Raw genomic sequence first — 17,704 nt, 5'->3', positions numbered from 1 at the left:
ATGGCATGGTTCGCCGCCCCCGAGTACCGGCTCGCCCGCGAGCTGTTCCTGCGCCTGCTCGCCCTCGTCTACCTGTGCGGATTCGTCGCCGCCGCACGCCAGTTCCGCGCCCTGCTCGGCACCCGCGGCCTGCTCCCGATCCCGCGCTTCGTCGCCCGCGTCCCGCTGCGGCACGCCCCGAGCCTGTTCCACTGGCACTACAGCGACCGCCTCTACGCCGCCGTCGCCTGGACCGGCGCCGCGCTTGCCGCCGCCCTGCTCGCCGGCCTCGCCGACCGGGTTCCGCTCGCCGCCGCGATGGCCCTCTGGGCGCTCGCCTGGGCGCTCTACCTGTCGATCGTCAACGTCGGGCAGACCTGGTACGCCTTCGGGTGGGAATCCCTGCTGCTGGAAGCCGGCGCCCTCGCCGTGTTCCTCGGCAACGCCGACACCGCGCCACCCGTCCTCGGCATGTGGCTGCTGCGCTGGCTGCTGTTCCGCGTCGAGTTCGGCGCCGGACTGATCAAATGGCGCGGCGACGCCTGCTGGCGCAAGCTCACCTGCCTCTACCACCACCACGAGACCCAGCCCATGCCCGGCCCGCTCAGCTGGTACTTCCACCACCTGCCCCGGCCCCTGCACAAGGCCGAGGCCGCAGCCAACCACTTCGTCCAACTCGTCGTCCCGTTCGGCCTGTTCCTCCCGCAGCCGATCGCCTCGGACGCCGCCCTGCTGATGGTCGCCACCCAGCTGTGGCTGATCGCCTCCGGCAACTTCGCCTGGCTGAACTGGCTCACCGTCGCCCTCGCCCTCGGCGCCCTCGACACCGGCACCCTGCGCCGCGTCCTGCCGATCGCCCCCGACCCGCACTACCCCGCCCAACCCGCCTGGTACCAGGCCCTGGTGGCTGCCTACACGCTGCTCGTGCTGATCCGCTCCTGGCAGCCCGTCCGCAACCTGCTCTCCCCCCGGCAGCAGATGAACCGCTCCTTCGACCCGCTCCACCTCGTCAACACCTACGGCGCATTCGGCTCCGTCAACCGGGTGCGCCACGAGATCGTCCTCGAAGGCACTCACGACCAGGACGGCGTCCACGGCTGGCAGGAGTACCACTTTCGCGGCAAGCCCGGCGAACCGCGGCGACTGCCAAGGCAGTTCGCGCCCTACCACCTCCGCCTGGACTGGCTGATGTGGTTCGCCGCGATCTCGCCCGCCTACGCCCGCGGCTGGTTCCTGCCGCTGCTCGCCCGGCTTCTCGTCAACGACCCCGACACCCTGCGGCTGCTGCGCCGCAACCCGTTCCCCGACGCTCCGCCCGCACTCGTCCGCGCCCGCCTGTACCGCTACCGCTTCACCACCGGCCCCGAACTGCGCGACACCGGTGCCTGGTGGCACCGCACCCCGCTGCGCGACTACCAGCGCCCCGTCGGCCTCGCCGAACTGCGCCACCTGGCCCCCGGAGCGCCCGGAGCCCGCCGGTGATCCGACCCAACTCCCGCCCGCCACCCGGGAAGGGCGTACTGTCGGTGCCGATCCCTACCGTACGGACCACGCGACCGGGCCCGGGCCCGCCGCCACCGGTCCGGCGCGGCCCGGCAATTCACGGGGTCAGGTGCGTGCAAGCGTCGAACGCGCACCCGTATTCTGGCCTCCCGCGACGCCACCGCCGCCGCAACCACCCCACCCGCGCCCCTGCCCGCCACACGCCACGAACCGGACTTCACATGACAGTGCGCACCCTGAACGACGCCGACGACGCCGCGTCCGAGACCGCGTCCGCGACGGACGGCGAGACCCGCCAGAGCACCCGTGAGGAGCTCGGCCGGTTCGCCGACCAGGGCGGCTTCACACTCAACCAAGAGACCAACCCCTGGCTGGAAGCCGCCGACACCCTCAAGGGCCCCGAGGACGCCCGCGCCGCGTCCACCGTCCTCGCCGAACTCCGCAGCCGCGACACCCGCGCCGTCGGCAAGGCCGCCAACGCCATCGCCGACAAGGCCGGCCTGCGCATCCCCGACACCCTCGGCGGCCTCACCACCCTGCTCGACCTGCTCCAGCGCGTCCACGCCACCTCCGCCGTCCTCCGTACCGAGGCCTACCAGCACGACCTGTCCGAGCTCGCCGCCGCCACCGGCACCAGCGGCTACCGCAAGTACGAGGGCATCAAGCTCGGCTGGGCCCGGCGCCGCGCCCTCCGCAGCCAGGCCCGCGCCCTCACCCCCGCCGGCACCCGCGCCCCCGGCCGTGCCGAGCTGCACGCCGCGCTGGTCGCCGCGGCGGTGGCCCACCGCGACTGGCTGGCCCTCGCGGCCGACGCCGCGGCGGGCTCCTCGCGACCCTCCGTGCCCGTGGACGGGGCCCTGCTGACCGAGACCTCGAACGTCGTCGAATCGCTCGCCGACGCCGTCCGCTCGCTCACCCGGCTGCTCCCCGAGCGCGCCCTCGACTCCCTCCCGCTGCCCGAACTCGCCGACCTCGTCGACCGCCTGGCCGCCGACGAAGGCACCCTCTACCGTCTCTCCACCCTCCGTCAGCTCCGCCTCGAACTCGCCGAGCAGGGGCTGCCGGAGCTGCTGGAGGAGCTGACGGAGCGTCAGGCCGACAAGGACACTGCGCTGGCCGCCTACGACCGTCACCAGTCCGCCCGCGCGGCACTGGCGGCGGGGCCGCGACAGGCGACGGAGGAGAGCCCGGCCGAGACGGCCGTCGAGGCCGAGGCTGCGGTTGAGGAGCCGGCTGCCGAGGTTGAGCCGGAGGCGGTTGTTGAGGCTGCTGGCGAGACGGCGGCCGAGGCCGAGGTCGAGCAGGCTGGCGCCGAGGTCGAGGTCGAGGCGGTGACTGAGGCTTCGGCAGAGGTTGTCGCCGAAGAGGACGCCGAGGTTGCTGCGGTGGCGGTCGAGGTCGAGCCGGAGGCTGTCGCCGAGGCCGGGGCTGAGGTCGTTGCGGAGCCCGAGGCCGAGCCGGTCGCCGAGCAGGCTGACGCCGAGGTCGAGTCGGAGGCGGCCGTGGAGGCTGTCGCCGAGTCGGTCGTTGAGGTCGAGCCGGAGTCGGCCGCGGTCGCTGAGGTCGAGGCGGTTGTTGAGCCGGTCGCTGAGGTCGTCGAGGAACCTGCCGCTGCGGTTGAGGCTGAGCTGGCGGTGGAAGCCGTTGCCGAGCCGGAGGTCGTAGCGGAGCCCGAGGTCGAGCTGGCTGCCGAGCAGGCTGCCGCCGAGGCCGAGTCGGCCGTGGAGGTCGAGCCGGAGCCGGTCGCTGAGGCGATTGTTGAGCCAGTTGCCGAGGTCGCCGAGAAGCCGGCGGTCGAGGAGCCGGCTGTCGAGGTCGAGCCGGAGACAGTTGTTGAGGCTGCCGTCGAGACGGAGGCCGAGGTCGAGGTCGAGCAGGACGACGCCGAGGTCGAGGCGGTGACTGAGGCTTCGGCGGAGGTTGTCGCCGAGGCCGAGCCGGAGCCGGAGCCGGTTGCGGACGTCGTCGCCGAGGCTGCTGCGGAGCCCGAGGTCGAGGCCGAGCCGGTCGCGGAGACCGTTGTCGAGGCTGAGGTTGTCGCCGAAGCTGAGGCCGAGGTTGCCGCGGGGCCCGAGGCCGAGTCGGTTGTCGAGGTCGAGCCGGAGCCGGTCGCGGACGTCGTCGCCGAGGCTGAGGCTGAGGTCATCGAGGAGCCTGTGGTCGCGGCCGAGGTCGAGCCGGAGCCGGTCGCGGACGTCACTGCCGAGTCGGTCGTCGAGGTCGAGGTCGAGGCGGAGCCCGCCGTCGAGGTCGTCGCCGAGCCGGAGGTTGCCGCCGAGGCGGAGCCGGTCGCGGACGTCGTTGCCGAGTCGGTCGTCGAGGTCGAGGCGGAGCCCGCCGTCGAGGTCGAGGCGGAGCCCGCCGTCGAGGTCGAGGCGGAGCCCGCCGTCGAGCCTGTGGCCGAGGTCGTCGATGAGCCTGCCGCCGAGCCCGAGGCGGAGCCCCTTGCCGACGCGGCGCCCGTCAAGCCGGAGTTGACCCCCGGTAAGCCGATCACCGGCTACTCCGCGGAGGAACTGGTCGCGCTGGTGGCGTGGTTCGACGCGGACGGGACCGAGCGGAGTGACGACGAGCTGCTTCGGGCGGCGATGAAGGAGCTCGGGTTCGCTCGGCTCGGGCCGCGCATCAAGGAGGCGCTGGGAGCGGCCGTCGCCTCCGTGCGGAGCTGATACAGCGTCAAGAAGCAAACCCGTGCCCGTCGTTGTGCGATCTCGCGCAGCGGCGGGCACGGTCGTTCGGGGGGTGGGCGCAGGGCCGTGGATGTTCGCCTTCCTGCTCGGGCGGCGCGGATTTACGATCTTGCTTCCGGATCACTGCGGGAGTGAACCTCCGGGGGGAGTGCGGCCATGGTGAACCACGTGATCGGCATTGTTCTGATCGTCTTTGGCGCGCCGCTGGTCGGCATCGCCGGCAACGTCATCGGCGAGAAGGCACACGAGGGCGTCGGTCGCGCGATCGTTGCGGTGTGGTTCATCGTGCGGAGTTTCTGAGCGCGTCGCGGGTCATGCGCCGATGTCCTCCTGCCAGAGGTCGGGGCGGGCGGCGATGAAGTCCGTCATCAGACGTACGCACTCGGGGTCGTCCAGCAGGGTGATTCCGGTGCCGTGTTCGGCGAGCCAGTGGTGGCCGCCGGTGAAGGTGGTGGATTCGCCGATGACCACGTGTCCGATGCCGAACTGCCGCACCAGGCCCGAGCAGTACCAGCATGGGGAGAGCGTGGTGACCATCACCGTGTCCCGGTAGCCGCGCAGGCGGCCGGCGGCGCGGAAGGCGGCGGTCTCCGCGTGCATCGACGGATCGCCGTCCTGGACGCGGCGGTTGTGGCCGCGGCCGAGCAACTCGCCGTCCACGCCGAACAGCGCGGCCCCGATCGGGATCCCGCCCTCGGCCAGCCCGAGCCGCGCCTCCGCCACCGCGACCGTCAGCCACTCCTGTGCCTGCTCCGTCGAAACCGTCACCGGCCACCTCCTCAGTCCGCGACCGGTCTACCCGCTCCCGCGCACGTACACCGCGCCCAGCGCGCACTTCGCTCGATCGAGTGTTCGGAGCGAGATGGCCGTAACCGAGAATCGACGGCTGGTCAGGACAGGCCGAGGATGCGGACGAGGCGCTCGGGGAGCCCGTCGTCGATGGGGAGCCCGGTGACGAGCCGGCGGTAGAAGACCGCTCCGGCCAGGGCGTCCATGAACAGTTCGACATCGGTGTCGGCGGGCAGGTCGCCGCGGTCGAGGCCGCGGCGGATCACGGCGGCGCAGTTGGCCCGGCGTTCGGTGAGGAAGGCCGATCGGAAGGCCTCCAGGGCGCCGGGGCGGCCGGAGAGGTCGGCGATCAGGGCGGGCATCGTCGCGCCGGCGGGGGTGGCGGTGTAGTTGGCGATGGTGCCGCGCAGCCAGGTGGTCAGGTCGTCGCGGGTGTTGCCGGTGTCCGGCACCGGGCCGGTGTCCATGCGGGAGGCCAGGGCGTCCGCGACCAGGGCCGCCTTGTCGGGCCACCAGCGGTACAGGGTGCTCTTGTGCACGCCCGAGGCGCTCGCCACGCCTTCGACGGTCAGTCGTGCGTACCCGGCCTCGCCGAGCAGGGCGAGCGTGGCGTCGAGCACCCGCTCGCGGCTCCGGGGCCCCTTGGGCGGTGCGGACGGGGGAGAGGAGGTGGGGCGGGAGGTGGTCATGGGGTCCAGCCTGCCATAATGCGACGCGACGTCGCGTCGCATTTGGAGGATTGATGCGCTTCGCAGTCTTTGCCGGATCCGCTGCCGGCACCCGCACCGAGTACGCCGCCCTGGCCGCCGCACTGGGCACCGCGCTGGCCCGCAGAGGCATCGGCATCGTCTACGGAGGCGGCCGGGTCGGACTGATGGGCGCGCTGGCCGACGCCGCGCTGGCCGCCGGCGGCGAGGTGGTCGGCGTCATGCCGAAGGCCCTGGTGGACAAGGAGATCGCCCACCGCGGCCTGACCCGCCTGCAGGTGGTGGAGGACATGCACCGGCGCAAGGCCGCGATGGCCGGGGCCGCCGACGCGTTCGTCGCGCTCCCGGGCGGCACCGGCACCCTGGAGGAACTGTTCGAGGCGTGGACCTGGCAGCAGCTCGGACTCCACGCCAAGCCCGTCGCCCTGCTCGGCCCGCCCGGATTCTGGCAGCCCCTGACCGGGCTCGCCGACTACCTGGTCGACACCGGTTTCGTCCGCCCCGCCCTACGGAACCTGATCGCCGAGACGGACCCCGACGCCCTGCTCGACGCCATCGAGCGCTGGCGGCCGCCCACGCCCAAGTGGGAGACCGCCCCGGCGGCGGACCAGCCGGTGCTGGACTCCGTGGGCTGGATCTGCGTCCGCGACCGGCGTCTGCTGGCCGTCCGCACCCACGGCAAGGACGCCTTCTACCTCCCCGGCGGCAAGCTCGAACCCGGTGAGACCCCGGCCCGGGCGCTGGCCAGGGAGTTGGGCGAGGAACTCGGACTGACCTGCGCTCCCGAGGACCTCGCCCACGCCCACACGGTCGAGGCCCCGGCCCACGGCCGCCCCGGCGTCCGGCTGCGCATGCGGTGCTACACCGGCCCCGCCGAAGGCGCGCCCACCCCGGGCGCGGAGATCGCGGAGCTCGCCTGGATCACCGCCGCCGACAGCGACCGGTGCGCCCCCGCGCTGCGGGAGCTGATGGCCCGGCTCGACCTGGCCCGGTAGCCCGCCGCTCAGCGCAGCACCGCGGCGAGCAGGTCGGCGCCGAGCGCCGCGGTGACGGTGAGGTCGAGACCGTGGTGGACGTAGCGGCCGCGCCGGTGGGCGGTGAGCAGACCGGCGCGGCGCAGCACCGCGAGGTGCCGGGAGACCTCGGGCGCGGTGAGGTCCCAGGCGCGGGCGAGCTCGGAGGTGGTGTGCGGGCCGCGGGCCAGGCTGCGGACCAGACGCAGCCGCACGGGGTGGGCGAGGGCGTCGAGGCGCAGCCGGACGGCGTCCAGCGGGACGGTGGCGGCGTGCTCCCCGCCGGCCGCCGGGTACTGGACGACGGGCTGCCAGCCCGGGGCGTGGACGGCGACCAGGTGGGGGTGGCCGAAGACGCTGGGCAGGAAGGTGACGCCCGCGGCGCCGGCGGCGGTGCTGTTGTCCTGGAGCTTGTCGAGGACGAGCGAGCCGCCGTCGGGGGTGAGGGCGACGGCCGCGGACACTTCGGCGAGCGCGGCGGGCAGGCCCTGGCGGCGGGTCAGCTCGGCCTTGGCCCGGACGTCCTGGCCGAGCCGGGCGGCCAGGGCCGGCCACTCGGCGTCGAAGAACGCCTTTGCGCACTGCTCCAGGGTGTCCCGGACCCGGGCCCGGACGGCCCGCGGGTCGGCCAGCAGCCGGGCGGCGAACGCCTCCTGCCGCGGGCCGCGGGCCTGCGCGCGGTCGAGCGCGTCGGTGCGGGCGTCCGGGTCGTGCAGGGGCGAACCGCCGACGAAGGTGAGGCGGTTGGAGCCGCAGGTGGTGATCAGCGCGGCCCGGACGTACCGGTCGTCGTCGATCCGGTCGAGGTCGTCGAGTTCGGCGGCGAGGGTCGCCCGGGGCCGGGCGGGCACCAGGAAGTCGGCGCGGGAGGAGCGCCACAGGAACTCGGCCTCGTGCAGCCGGTCCGCGAGTTCCGGGCGCAGGCCCGCCCGCACGCCGGCCGCCCACCCGGCGTACGGCGGATGGTGCTCGGGCGAGGCCAGCACGTGCAGCATCGCGGTGAGTTCGGCGAGCGGGGAGACGGCGAACCGGATCCGCTCCGGCGGCGTCCCGGTCAGGTCGATGCGCAGGGTCACCTGCCCATCCTCCCCGCCCGGCCGACACATCCGGGGTCAGGGCTGCGCCGGACCCGCCAGTAGGACGGGCACGGTGCGGTGCCCGTTGGAGATCAGCGAGTCGACCGGCTCCAGCGTCGCGGCCGGGTCGAGCGCCAGACGGGGGAACCGCTCGAACAGCGCGCTCAGCGCCGTGCGGGCCTCCAGCCGGGCCAGTGGTGCGCCGAGGCAGAAGTGCGGGCCGTAGCCGAAGGCGAGGTGGTCCTTGACCGCCCGGGTGACGTCGAAGACCGCGCCGGTGTCGCCGTGCCGCGCGGGGTGGCGGCCGGCGGCCGCGTAGGAGGCCAGGATCGCCTCGCCCGCGCGGACGGTCACGCCGCCCGGCAGCTCGATGTCCTCCAGGGCGAACCGCAGCGGCAGGTGCGCCACCGGCGCCTCCCGGCGCAGCGCCTCCTCGACCGCGTCGTCCCAGCCCGCCTTGCCGGTGCGCACCAGGTCGAGCTGGTCGGGGTGGGTGAGCAGCAGGGTGATGGCGTTGTCGATCAGGTTGACGGTGGTCTCGAAGCCGGCGGAGACGATCAGCACGACGGTGCCGAGCAGTTCCTCCTCGGTGAGGGCGCTGCCGTCGCCCTCGGTGTCGCGGGCGGCGATCAGCAGCGAGGTCATGTCGTCGCCGGGCTGCTCGCGCTTGAGGGCGACCAGCGTCGCGATCATCGCGAAGAACGCCGCGTTGTTGGCCTCGGACTCCTCCGGGGTGCGGGTGGTGTCGAAGACCCCGTCGACGTGGTGGCGGAAGCCGTCGCGCAGCTCGTCCGGCAGCCCGAGCAGCCGGGCGATGACCAGGATCGGCAGCGGGCGGGCCAGGTGCTCCCGCAGGTCCACCGCCGTGCCGTCGGCGCCCGCGGCGGCGGCCGCGTCGAGCAGCGTGGTCGTCATCTCCTCGATGGCGTCGCCCAGCGCGGCGACCTGGCGCGGCGTGAAGGCCGAGCTCACCATGCGGCGCAGCCGGCGGTGGCGCTCGCCGTACGCGGAGAACATGTTGCGGGCTGTCAGCCACAGGGTCAGCGCCCAGCCGGCCGCGACCGCCTCGTAGTCGGGCCAGTGCTGCCTGCCGTCCTTGGACACCCGCGGGTCCCTGAGCAGGTCCTCCAGCACGTCGGGGTCGGAGACGGCCCACACCTGCACGCCGAGGATGTCGGCCGGTGTGGCGGGCCCGCGGGCGATCAGCTCGGCGCTCTCGGCGTCGCGGTCCCGCCCGGTCGGGTCGAGGACGAGCAGCGAGTGGTCGACCGGGCACTTCAACGGACGGTTCAGCGAGGTCGGCCCGTTCTCCGACTGACGCTCCACGAGGGCTCCTTCACGGATCGAGGCGCACGGGCGATCCGCGCACTCGTCGAGGATGGCCCGCCGCCCGTCACCCGTCGAGGGCGCATCTCCGCGCCCCCGCGCGCCCCCGGCGTGCCCCGGCCGCCCTTCCCCGATTGACGGGGAACGTCAACCGGCGTGACCGCGGCCCGGCCCGGCCTCCACGGTGGGCCGCATGACAACGATCACCACGCCCCGCCCGACGCCCCGTCAACTCGTCCGGGCCGTCGGCGGCGCGCGCTACGCGGTGGCGCTGGCGGTGGACGCCCTCGGCACCGGGCTGCTGCGGCCGTTCCTGCTGCTGTACGGGATCACGGTGCTCGGACTCGGCGCGGCCGCCACCGGCCTGGCGATGACGGTGGGGATCGTCGCCGGGCTGGCCGCCATGCCGCCGCTGGGGCGCTGGCTGGACCGGGGCGCGCGCAGCACGGCGGTGGCCGCGTCGATGCTGGTGCGGGTGGCCGGCGTCGTGGTGCTGCTGGCCGCGCCGCGCGGGAGCGCGGTGCTGTTCGCGGCGGCGGCGCTGATCCTGGGCGTCGGCAACCAGGCCTGGCCCGCCGCGCACGCGGCGCTGGTCGCCACCGTCGCCGAGGACCGGCTGCGGGACGCCGCGCTCGCCGCCGGCCGGGCCGTGCGCAACGCGGGCCTCGGGGCGGGCGCGCTGCTGGCGACGGTCTGCCTGAGCGGCGGCGCCCCCGCGCTGCGGGCGCTCGCGGCGGTCTCGGGCGCCGGATTCCTGGCGGCGGCCCTGCTGGCCCGCTCGGTGCGGGTGACGGCCGCCCCGTCCGGCCGGACGGCCGAGCGCGCGGCGACGGCGACCGGGCGCGCCCTGGGCACCGTCCTGCTGGCGAACGTGGTGTACGTCTTCTGCCTGAACGTGCCCGAAGTGGCGCTGCCCCTCGTCCTGGTGACGGTGCTGCACGCCTCCCCGGCCTGGCCGGCCGCGGTGTTCGTGCTCAACACGGTGCTGGTGGTGGCCCTCCAACTGCCGCTCACCGGCTGGGCGGCGGCCCGCTGGTCGCGCGGGACGGTGCTGGCGCTGTCCGGTGTGGTGCTGGCCGCGAGCTACCTGGGCTTCCTGCTGGCGGCGCCGTTCGGGCCGCTCGCGGTGGCCCTGGTCTCGGTGCCGTGCACGCTCGGCGAGATCCTCTACGCGGGCAGCGCCACCGCGCTGGTCACCGCGCTGGCTCCGCCGCCGGTGCTGGGCCGCGCGCTGGCCCGCTTCCAGCTCTCCACCGGCCTCGGCCTGGCCGTCTCCCCGGCCGTGATCACCGCCCTCGCCGCCGTCGGCCCGCTCGCCCTGTGGGGCGCCCTCGCCGCCGCCACCCTCGGCGCGTCGGCGGCCGTCGGACGAACCGCGACCGGGTCGGTCCCCGCTGGACGGACGGTGGCCGGGTCGGCGGCGGTCGGGCCGGCGGAGGATCGGAACCGGCCGGGTGTCCGGGCGAGTTGACGGTTCCTTTAAGGTGCGGGAATGCGAGATTTCGGGGCGGGACTGCGATTCCTGTTCAACGGGCAGCGGTGGGTGGCGCGGCACGGCCGCTGGTGGGGCTTCGGGCTGATCCCGGCGCTGATCACCCTGGTCGGCTACCTGGCCGTCCTGGCCGTGCTGATCGTCTACGCGGGCGACCTGGCGGCCTGGGCGACACCGTTCGCCGACCACTGGTCCGAGCCGTGGCGGGACACCGTCCGGGTGGCGGTCGGCGCGGCCGCCGTCGGCATCGGCGGACTGCTGGCGATGCTGACCTTCACGGCGGTGACGCTGCTGATCGGCGAGCCGTTCTACGAGTCGCTGTCGGCGAAGGTCGAGGAGACCGAGGGCGGCGGCCCGCAGGGCCCCGACCTGCCGCTGTGGCGCGAACTGTGGACCGGCGCCAAGGACAGCCTCGCGGTGCTGCTGCGCGCCGCCGGCTTCGGCGTCCTGCTGTTCCTCTGCGGGTTCATCCCGGTGGTCGGCCAGACCGTGGTCCCGGTGATCGGGATCTGCGTCTCCGGCTTCTTCCTGACCGTCGAACTGACCGGCACGCCGCTGCAGAAGCGCGGCCTGGCCCAGAAGCAGCGGCTGCGTCTGCTGCGCTCCCGGACGTCGATGGCGGTCGGCTTCGGCGCCGGACTGGTGCTGCTGTTCCTGATCCCGGTGCTGACCGTCCTGGCGATGCCGGGCGCGGTGGCCGGCGCGACGCTGCTGGCCCGCGAGATCGCCCCGCACGAGGAGCCCGCCGGGGAAACGCCGTCCGACGGCCCCGACGGCGGCCTCGACGACGACCCGAACGGCGCACACCCGTCGGCGGACGGCCATCCGGCCCACCCGTACCCGCCGAACCCGTACCCGCAGAACCCCTACCAGCAGCCGCACGCGAACCCCTACCAGCAGCCCTACGCGAACCCGTACCAGCAGCCGCAGGCGAACCCGTACCAGCAGCCCTGACCCGGGGACCCGCGCCGGAGGTGCCCGGAACCTTCACCGAGCGTTGACGAGGATTTGACGCAGAGTCACCGACTGCGCGATAACGTCCCCATGCCCGTATCCGTGGACGCCGCCCCGCGCGGCATTGACCTCGGCGACCCCGCGTTCTGGCGGCTCCCCGAGAAGCTGCGCGCCGAGGCGTTCGCCCGGCTGCGGGAACGCCCGGGGCCGGTGGCCTTCACCGACCGGGCGACGGGGCGGCGGTGCTGGGCGCTGGTCCGGCACGCCGACGTGATGACCGCCAGCCGGTCGCCCGAGGTGTACCTCTCCGGGCCGGGGGTGACCTCGCCGGAGCCCGCCCGCTGGGTGCGGGCGGTGTTCGGCGACTCGATGGTCAACCTGGACGACCCCCGGCACGCCGACCTGCGCCGGGTGGTCGGCCGGGCGTTCACGCCCCGGCTGCTCGCCGAGGTCGAGCAGGACATCGCGCGCACGGCCGCCCGCCTGGTGGACCGGCTGGAGCGCGAACGCCCCACCGACTTCGTCGCCGCCGTCGCCGGGGAGCTCCCGTACCAGGTGATCTGCTCGATGATGGGCATCCCCGAGGAGCAGCGCCGCAACATCCTGGCCCGGATCAACCGGGCGTCCGCGTCGGCGGGCGTCACCCGGCGCGGGCTGCGGGTGCCCGGCCGCGGGCTGCACGCGCTGGCCGCGATGCACCTGACGGTGGCCGCGCTGGGCCGGGAGCGCCGCCGCCGCCCGACCGGCGACCTGATCTCCGCCCTGGTCACCGCCGACGTGGACGGCCGCCGGCTGGGCTCCCGCGAACTGGGCGCGTTCTTCTCCCTGCTGCTGGTCGCCGGCGTCGAGACCACCCGCAACGCGCTCGCCCACGGCCTGCACCTGCTGACCGTCCATCCCGAGCAGCGGGCGCTGCTGCTCGGCGACCCGGACGCGCACCTGGGCGGCGCGGTGGAGGAGATCGTCCGCCACTCGACGCCGATCGTGCAGTTCCGCCGCACCGTCGCCGTCGACCACAAGCTGTCCGGGATCCGGCTCGCGGCCGGCGACAAGGTGGTGCTGTTCTACGGCTCCGCCAACCGCGACGAGGCGGTGTTCGACCGTGCGGACGCCTTCGACATCACCCGCTCGCCCAACCCGCACCTGGGTTTCGGCGGCGGCGGCCCGCACTTCTGCCTGGGCGCGCACCTGGCCCGCCAGGAGATGCGCACCATGCTGCGCGAACTGCTCACCCGGCTGCCGGAGATCCGCTCCACCGCCGAGCCGGAACTCGTCCCGTCGTCCTTCGACCACCGGGTCCGCGCGCTGCGGTTCACCTTCTGAGCCGCTCCCGCCCGGGACAGCGCGGAGGGGCGACCGCCTCGGGGGCGGCCGCCCCTCCGCACCCGGACGTCGCAGGTCAGGACGGGTGGGCGCCCACCGCGTCGCGGACCTCGGCGCCGAGCACGCTGTTCGTCCGGGCGCAGTGCGCGCCGCAGAAGAACCGGCCGGCGACCTCGACGCCGTGGCCGACGATCCGTACCGTGCACTGCTCGCAGCGCGGCGCCAGCTTCTCCATCGCGCACTCGAAACTGTCGAAGACGTAGGTGTCTCCGGTGATCGTCTTGACCTCGAAGGAAAGCCAGTAGTCGTTCTGGCACACCACGCAGACCGCCATGTCGGGCTCCTCTCGCCGTACGGGTCCACCGCCGAGTCTTGGCCCGCACCGCACCGGCGGCAATCGGCGGCGGTCCGAACGGATCCCGGTGGGTGCGGGCGGCCCCGGACCGGGCCGAGCTGTCGGAACACGGTCAGGTCCGATAATGGTCAGAAAGGCCGGGTTCAGTCGAGGAGGCCGAGATGATCATTCGAATTTGGGAGGCCCAGGTCTCCCCACTCCGGGTCGAGGACTTCTGCGCCCGGCTCGCCTCGATCGTCCTGCCCGAATTCGACCAGTGGGACGGCTTCCTCGGCGGCGAACTCCTGCGAGCCCTGGCCGACGGCGACCACCGGGTCCAGATGATCACCCGCTGGCGCGACGAGGAGGCCCTGCGCGCCTACGCCGGCCCGATGTGGAAGATCCGCCCGGTCTGGTCCGAGGGCGAACTCCACGAACTCGAACACCCGCCGACCGTGGCGCACTACCACTCGCTGCGCCGGATGGACCAGCTCCCCGGCGACTGACCCCTGTCAGCCGCGCTGCACTGGGATGCCCGCGTCGGCCTTCACCTGCTTCATCGTCAGGTGCGAGTGCACCTGCGCGATGCCCGGCAGGCCGGACAGCACATCGGTGACGAAGCGCTCGTACGCGGCCAGGTCCGCGACCGCGACCCGCAGCAGGTAGTCGGGGTCGCCGAACAGCCGGTGCGCCTCCACCACCTCCGGCAACTCCGCGACCCGACGCTCGAACTCGGCGACGGTCGACCGGTCCTCGTGCCGCATCACCACCGTCACGAACGGCTGGAACCCGCGCTCGACCGCCACCGGATCGAGCTGCGCGCGGTACCCGCGGATCACGCCCTGCTGCTCCAGCTGACGCACCCGGCGCAGACACGGCGACGGCGTCAGCCCCACCCGGTCGGCGAGTTCGGCGTTGGTGAGCCGGCCGTCCTGCTGGAGCTCGTGGAGGATTCTGCGGTCGAGGCGGTCCATGGCGCAACATTCTGCCCCACGAGGGGGCTGACCAGCGAAAACGGGACATCGGCTGCCAGCGTCGGACGGATAGCGTCCAGGACGTCGCCCCGACCCCCTCGAACCCGAAACCGAAGGTGCCATGGACCCGCACGCCCTGTTGCTCTTCCTCGGCGTGGACCTGCTGCTGGTCTGCACCCCCGGACCGGACTGGCTCTACATCGCCGCCCGCGGCCTCGGCCAGGGCCGGACCGCCGCCCTCACCGCCGTCGCCGGCGTCTGCGCCGGCTACGCCGTGCACACCCTGCTCTCCGCCGCGGGCCTCGCCGCCGCGCTGCGGGCGCTGCCCGCCCTGCTCCCCGCGCTGCGCCTGGCCGGCGCGGGCTACCTGGCCTTCCTGGCCGTCACCATGCTGCTCACCCTGCGCCGCGGCGGCCCCGTCGACGCCCTCACCGCGGCCCGCCCGCAGCCCACCTCCGTGGTCCTGCGCCAATCCCTGCTCACCGCCCTGCTCAACCCCAAGGGCCTGCTCCTCTACCTCTCCCTCGTCCCCCAGTTCGTCACCCCCGGCACCACCCTCCCCGTCGCCGCCCAGGTCACCGCCCTCGGCGCCGTCAACGTCCTGTGCTGCGCCGCCATCTACACCGCCGTGGCCCTCACCACCGCCCGCCTCGCCACCCGCCTCACCACCACCCCCACCGCGGCCCGCCGCCTGTCCGCGATCTCGGCCGTCCTGCTCCTCGCCGTGGCCGGAGTGACCGCGGCCGCCTGACGCCCCTCGGGGGTCCGTCGGTGTTCTGCACCTCGCTCGCGCGCGGCGCCGTCACCGCCTCCCCTCGTCGTGGTCCTTCCGGGTCGTGGCGTGCGCGGTGCTCGTCTCGTGGGCGGTGAGGGCGGCGTGAAGGGTGAGGAGGTCGGGGCCGCGGACGGTGTCGAGGCCGGTGAGGGCGGCGGTGCGGCGGAGGCGGTAGTCGACGGTGTTGGGGTGGACCAGGAGGCGGGCGGCGGTGCGGCGGCGGTCGAGGCCACAGCTGAGGAAGGTGCGGAGGGTTTCGAGGAGTTCGGGGCGGTCGGTGAGGGGCGCGAGGATCGCGGCGAGCGCGTCGCGGGCCGGTCCGGGGCGGCTGAGCTGGTGGGCGAGCAGGACGTCGTCGAGCAGGTGGAGCCCGGGCCCGCGGCCGGTCGCGTCGGCGATCTGCCGGACCTCGGTGGCCAGTTGGACGGCGTCGGCCACCGCCGAGGGCGCAGCGGTGGTCGCGCCGACGACCAGCGGCGCGCCGCACGCCCTGGCCAGGCGCTCGACCAGCGCGGTGAGCACGTCCCGTTCGAAGGCGTCGGAGGGCAGCAGGATCGTCCCCCCGTCGTCGGCCAGCGCGGCCAGCGGGACGCCGTCCGGGTGGCGGCGCTCCAGCTCGGCGCGCAGGCGGCGGAGTTTTCGTCGGGCGACGACCGAGCGGTTGACGCCGGGGCGGGCCTCGTCGGGGTGCGGGCCGATCGCGAGCGAGAGCACGACGTAGCGGGCGGGCAGCCGGATGCCGGCCCGGTCGGCGGCGGTGCGCGGGTCGCCGCCCTCCAACAGGCGGGACAGCAGGGCCTGCCGGGCGACCTGTTCGTCGCCGAGCGCGGCCTGCCGTTCCTGGACGTAGCCGGTGGCGACGGCGCAGCTGACGGCCCGTAGCCAGCCGAGCAGACGGTCCTGCGCGGTGGCGATGTCGGGCAGGTCGGCGGGGGAGGCCTCGGCGAGCAGGCGGGCGGCGCACAGTTGCGCGCCGAGGTGGTAGGCGCCGACCACGGATTCCAGCGGGACGCCTTCGTCGGCCCGCCGGGCGGACGACTCGCGGATCCGGTCGAGTTCGTCCTCGCCGGGCAGCTGCCCGGTGCGCAGGACGTCGACGAACGCCCGGATGCCGCGCTCGACCTGACGGGTGATCTCGCCGCGGAGCTGCTCGGGCGGCAGTGCGTGGTAGGCCGGGAGGCGGTCCAGCAGTCGGGTCATCACTTCGACGGCGAGCCCGGGGGTCAGGGCGAGCAGCCGCAGGTGGGCCGGGGTGCCGCCGAACTCTGGTTCGGGGGCGGAGAGTCGGACGTTGGGCGCGGTCACAATCCACCTCGCGAATCTCTGTGCAGCGGCCCGGCGACGTGGCGGGGCGACGCGTTCATGATGGTTTCCCCGGAGGTTACCTACCCGTAGGTAACTCGCGCGATCCCCCACTCGCCCCCATCAGGTCGCGCCTCCGGCCCCCAGTCGGACACCGTCAGAAACGGGAGAGCCATGTACCGAGCCGTCGCCCGGACGATCGCCACCGCCCTCGCCGCCGCCGCTCTCGCCACCGCGGCCCCCACCGTCACCGCCGTCGCGGCCCCCGCCGCGGCGGCCACCGACGGGTTCTACACCTACGACGGCAGCACCCCGCTGTCCTCGCTGGCCCCCGGCACCGTGCTGAAGACCCGCACCCTGGCGTACCACCTGCTGGGCATACCGACCCCGGTGCAGGCCGTGCAGCTGCTGTTCCGCACCACCGACGCGCAGGGCCGCCCGTCCGCCGGGGTGACCACGGTGGTGCGGGGCCTGGGCAGCGACGGGTCGAGGGCGGTGTCGTACCAGTCGTTCTACGACTCGCTGAACCCGGCCGACGGCCCGTCCCGGGCGATCGCCGGCGGCCTCACGCTGGGCGGGGCGATCCCCAACGCGGAGGCGCTGTTCGTGGTGCCGTTCCTGCTCCAGGGCTACGACGTGGTGATCCCCGACACCGAGGGCCAGAGCGCCGACTTCGCCGCCGGGCCCGAGTACGGCACCACCACGCTGGACTCGATCCGCGCCGCTTCCGCCTCCGGGGCGACCGGCATGGACGCGAACACCCGGTTCGGCCTGCTCGGCTACTCCGGCGGCGCGATCGCCACCAACTGGGCCGCCGCCCTCGCCCCCGGCTACGCGCCGGACGTCAACCGCCGCCTGGTCGGCTTCGCCGAGGGCGGCCTGCTGGTCGACCCCGCGCACAACCTCAAGTACGTGGACGGCGGGGTGGTCTGGCCGGGCGTCATCCCGATGGCGATCATCGGCGTGGCCCGCGCCTACGACCTCGACCTGACGCCGTACCTGAGCGACTACGGCAAGCAGGTGTACGCGAAGATGCAGAACGCCTCGATCGTCAACGCGCTCGGCCAGTACCCCGGGCTGACCTGGAAGAAGCTCGCGAGGCCGGAGTACGGCGACCCGAACTCCGTCCCCCCGTTCCTGGCCGCCGTCAACAAGGTCAACCTCGGTTCGGCCGCCACCCCCACCGTCCCCGGCTACCTCGCCCAGGGCAATGCCGGCGTGCTGGAGGGCACGTACAGCAACCTGCCCGGCATCGGCACCGGCGACGGCGTGATGGTGGCCGGCGACGTCCGCGCGCTGGCCCGGCAGTACTGCGCCACCGGCAACGGCCGGATCGCGTACCAGCAGTACGACCTGCTCAGCCACCTCGGCGCCGCCGTCCCCTGGGCGCCCACCGCGGTCGCCTACCTGAACGACCGGTTCGCCGGGAAGAGCGCGCCCAGCGACTGCGGCCGCATCCCGGCCGGC

At 74.2% G+C, this 17,704-nt stretch carries 17 protein-coding genes; 10 read left to right on the top strand and 7 right to left on the bottom strand.

Features of this window, described 5'->3' with window-relative positions:
• The 3 genes from IEZ12_RS23300 (at position 1) to IEZ12_RS23290 (ending at position 4,472) form a co-directional block, all read left to right on the top strand.
• Entirely contained in the window at positions 1 to 1,461 is a 1,461-nt protein-coding gene (locus IEZ12_RS23300) for a lipase maturation factor family protein (protein WP_189274297.1), read from the top strand.
• Positions 1,462 to 1,703: 242 nt separating this feature from the next.
• Entirely contained in the window at positions 1,704 to 4,151 is a 2,448-nt protein-coding gene (locus IEZ12_RS23295) for a hypothetical protein (RefSeq protein WP_189274295.1), read from the top strand.
• A 177-nt stretch (positions 4,152 to 4,328) separates the two neighbouring features.
• Positions 4,329 to 4,472 (top strand): hypothetical protein, encoded by a 144-nt coding sequence (locus IEZ12_RS23290; protein ID WP_189274293.1) that lies wholly within the window; start codon positions 4,329 to 4,331, stop codon positions 4,470 to 4,472.
• Between the two features lie 12 nt (positions 4,473 to 4,484).
• Here IEZ12_RS23290 and IEZ12_RS23285 read toward each other — a convergent pair whose 3' ends face one another.
• Complete coding sequence (locus tag IEZ12_RS23285) at positions 4,485 to 4,940, bottom strand: nucleoside deaminase (RefSeq protein ID WP_189274291.1); 456 nt, start codon at positions 4,938 to 4,940, stop codon at positions 4,485 to 4,487.
• 122 nt (positions 4,941 to 5,062) lie between these two features.
• Complete coding sequence (locus IEZ12_RS23280) at positions 5,063 to 5,650, bottom strand: TetR/AcrR family transcriptional regulator (RefSeq protein WP_189274289.1); 588 nt, start codon at positions 5,648 to 5,650, stop codon at positions 5,063 to 5,065.
• A gap of 53 nt (positions 5,651 to 5,703) precedes the next feature.
• On the opposite strand from IEZ12_RS23280, the gene IEZ12_RS23275 reads away from it, so the two are divergent.
• The gene (locus tag IEZ12_RS23275; protein WP_189274287.1) at positions 5,704 to 6,663 is read left to right on the top strand and encodes a TIGR00730 family Rossman fold protein; all 960 of its coding nucleotides are present in this window, start codon (positions 5,704 to 5,706) and stop codon (positions 6,661 to 6,663) included.
• Between the two features lie 8 nt (positions 6,664 to 6,671).
• Here IEZ12_RS23275 and IEZ12_RS23270 read toward each other — a convergent pair whose 3' ends face one another.
• Positions 6,672 to 7,757: a DUF5937 family protein gene (locus IEZ12_RS23270; protein WP_189274285.1), complete on the bottom strand. Its 1,086-nt coding sequence runs from the start codon at positions 7,755 to 7,757 to the stop codon at positions 6,672 to 6,674.
• A gap of 36 nt (positions 7,758 to 7,793) precedes the next feature.
• Positions 7,794 to 9,083: a cytochrome P450 family protein gene (locus IEZ12_RS23265; protein ID WP_229847846.1), complete on the bottom strand. Its 1,290-nt coding sequence runs from the start codon at positions 9,081 to 9,083 to the stop codon at positions 7,794 to 7,796.
• Positions 9,084 to 9,276: 193 nt separating this feature from the next.
• Here IEZ12_RS23265 and IEZ12_RS23260 point away from each other — a divergent pair, with 193 nt between their 5' ends.
• The 3 genes from IEZ12_RS23260 to IEZ12_RS23250 all read left to right on the top strand — a co-directional run bounded on the left by IEZ12_RS23260 (position 9,277) and on the right by IEZ12_RS23250 (position 12,852).
• Positions 9,277 to 10,554: an MFS transporter gene (locus IEZ12_RS23260; RefSeq protein ID WP_189274283.1), complete on the top strand. Its 1,278-nt coding sequence runs from the start codon at positions 9,277 to 9,279 to the stop codon at positions 10,552 to 10,554.
• A gap of 21 nt (positions 10,555 to 10,575) precedes the next feature.
• Positions 10,576 to 11,529, top strand: coding sequence for an EI24 domain-containing protein (locus IEZ12_RS23255; protein ID WP_189274281.1), 954 nt, complete (start codon positions 10,576 to 10,578; stop codon positions 11,527 to 11,529).
• 90 nt (positions 11,530 to 11,619) lie between these two features.
• Positions 11,620 to 12,852, top strand: coding sequence for a cytochrome P450 (locus tag IEZ12_RS23250; protein WP_189274280.1), 1,233 nt, complete (start codon positions 11,620 to 11,622; stop codon positions 12,850 to 12,852).
• 76 nt (positions 12,853 to 12,928) lie between these two features.
• On the opposite strand, the gene IEZ12_RS23245 is transcribed toward IEZ12_RS23250, so the two are convergent.
• The gene (locus IEZ12_RS23245; protein WP_043910983.1) at positions 12,929 to 13,186 is read right to left on the bottom strand and encodes a metallothionein; all 258 of its coding nucleotides are present in this window, start codon (positions 13,184 to 13,186) and stop codon (positions 12,929 to 12,931) included.
• Between the two features lie 182 nt (positions 13,187 to 13,368).
• On the opposite strand from IEZ12_RS23245, the gene IEZ12_RS23240 reads away from it, so the two are divergent.
• Complete coding sequence (locus IEZ12_RS23240; protein WP_100587769.1) at positions 13,369 to 13,692, top strand: antibiotic biosynthesis monooxygenase family protein; 324 nt, start codon at positions 13,369 to 13,371, stop codon at positions 13,690 to 13,692.
• Between the two features lie 6 nt (positions 13,693 to 13,698).
• Here the strand turns inward: IEZ12_RS23240 and IEZ12_RS23235 are convergent, their stop codons facing one another.
• Entirely contained in the window at positions 13,699 to 14,160 is a 462-nt protein-coding gene (locus IEZ12_RS23235; protein WP_043910985.1) for an Lrp/AsnC family transcriptional regulator, read from the bottom strand.
• A gap of 121 nt (positions 14,161 to 14,281) precedes the next feature.
• Here IEZ12_RS23235 and IEZ12_RS23230 point away from each other — a divergent pair, with 121 nt between their 5' ends.
• Positions 14,282 to 14,911 (top strand): LysE family translocator, encoded by a 630-nt coding sequence (locus tag IEZ12_RS23230; RefSeq protein ID WP_189274278.1) that lies wholly within the window; start codon positions 14,282 to 14,284, stop codon positions 14,909 to 14,911.
• Positions 14,912 to 14,962: 51 nt separating this feature from the next.
• Here IEZ12_RS23230 and IEZ12_RS23225 read toward each other — a convergent pair whose 3' ends face one another.
• Entirely contained in the window at positions 14,963 to 16,240 is a 1,278-nt protein-coding gene (locus tag IEZ12_RS23225) for a PucR family transcriptional regulator (protein WP_229847843.1), read from the bottom strand.
• A 171-nt stretch (positions 16,241 to 16,411) separates the two neighbouring features.
• On the opposite strand from IEZ12_RS23225, the gene IEZ12_RS23220 reads away from it, so the two are divergent.
• Positions 16,412 to 17,704: lipase family protein (locus tag IEZ12_RS23220; protein WP_189274276.1), on the top strand; the 1,293-nt coding region annotated here is incomplete at its 3' end.

Origin of the sequence: Kitasatospora griseola (assembly GCF_014648555.1) — a bacterium.
Taxonomy (GTDB): Bacteria; Actinomycetota; Actinomycetes; order Streptomycetales; family Streptomycetaceae; genus Kitasatospora; species Kitasatospora griseola.
This window is presented reverse-complemented; position numbering and strand designations above follow the sequence as displayed.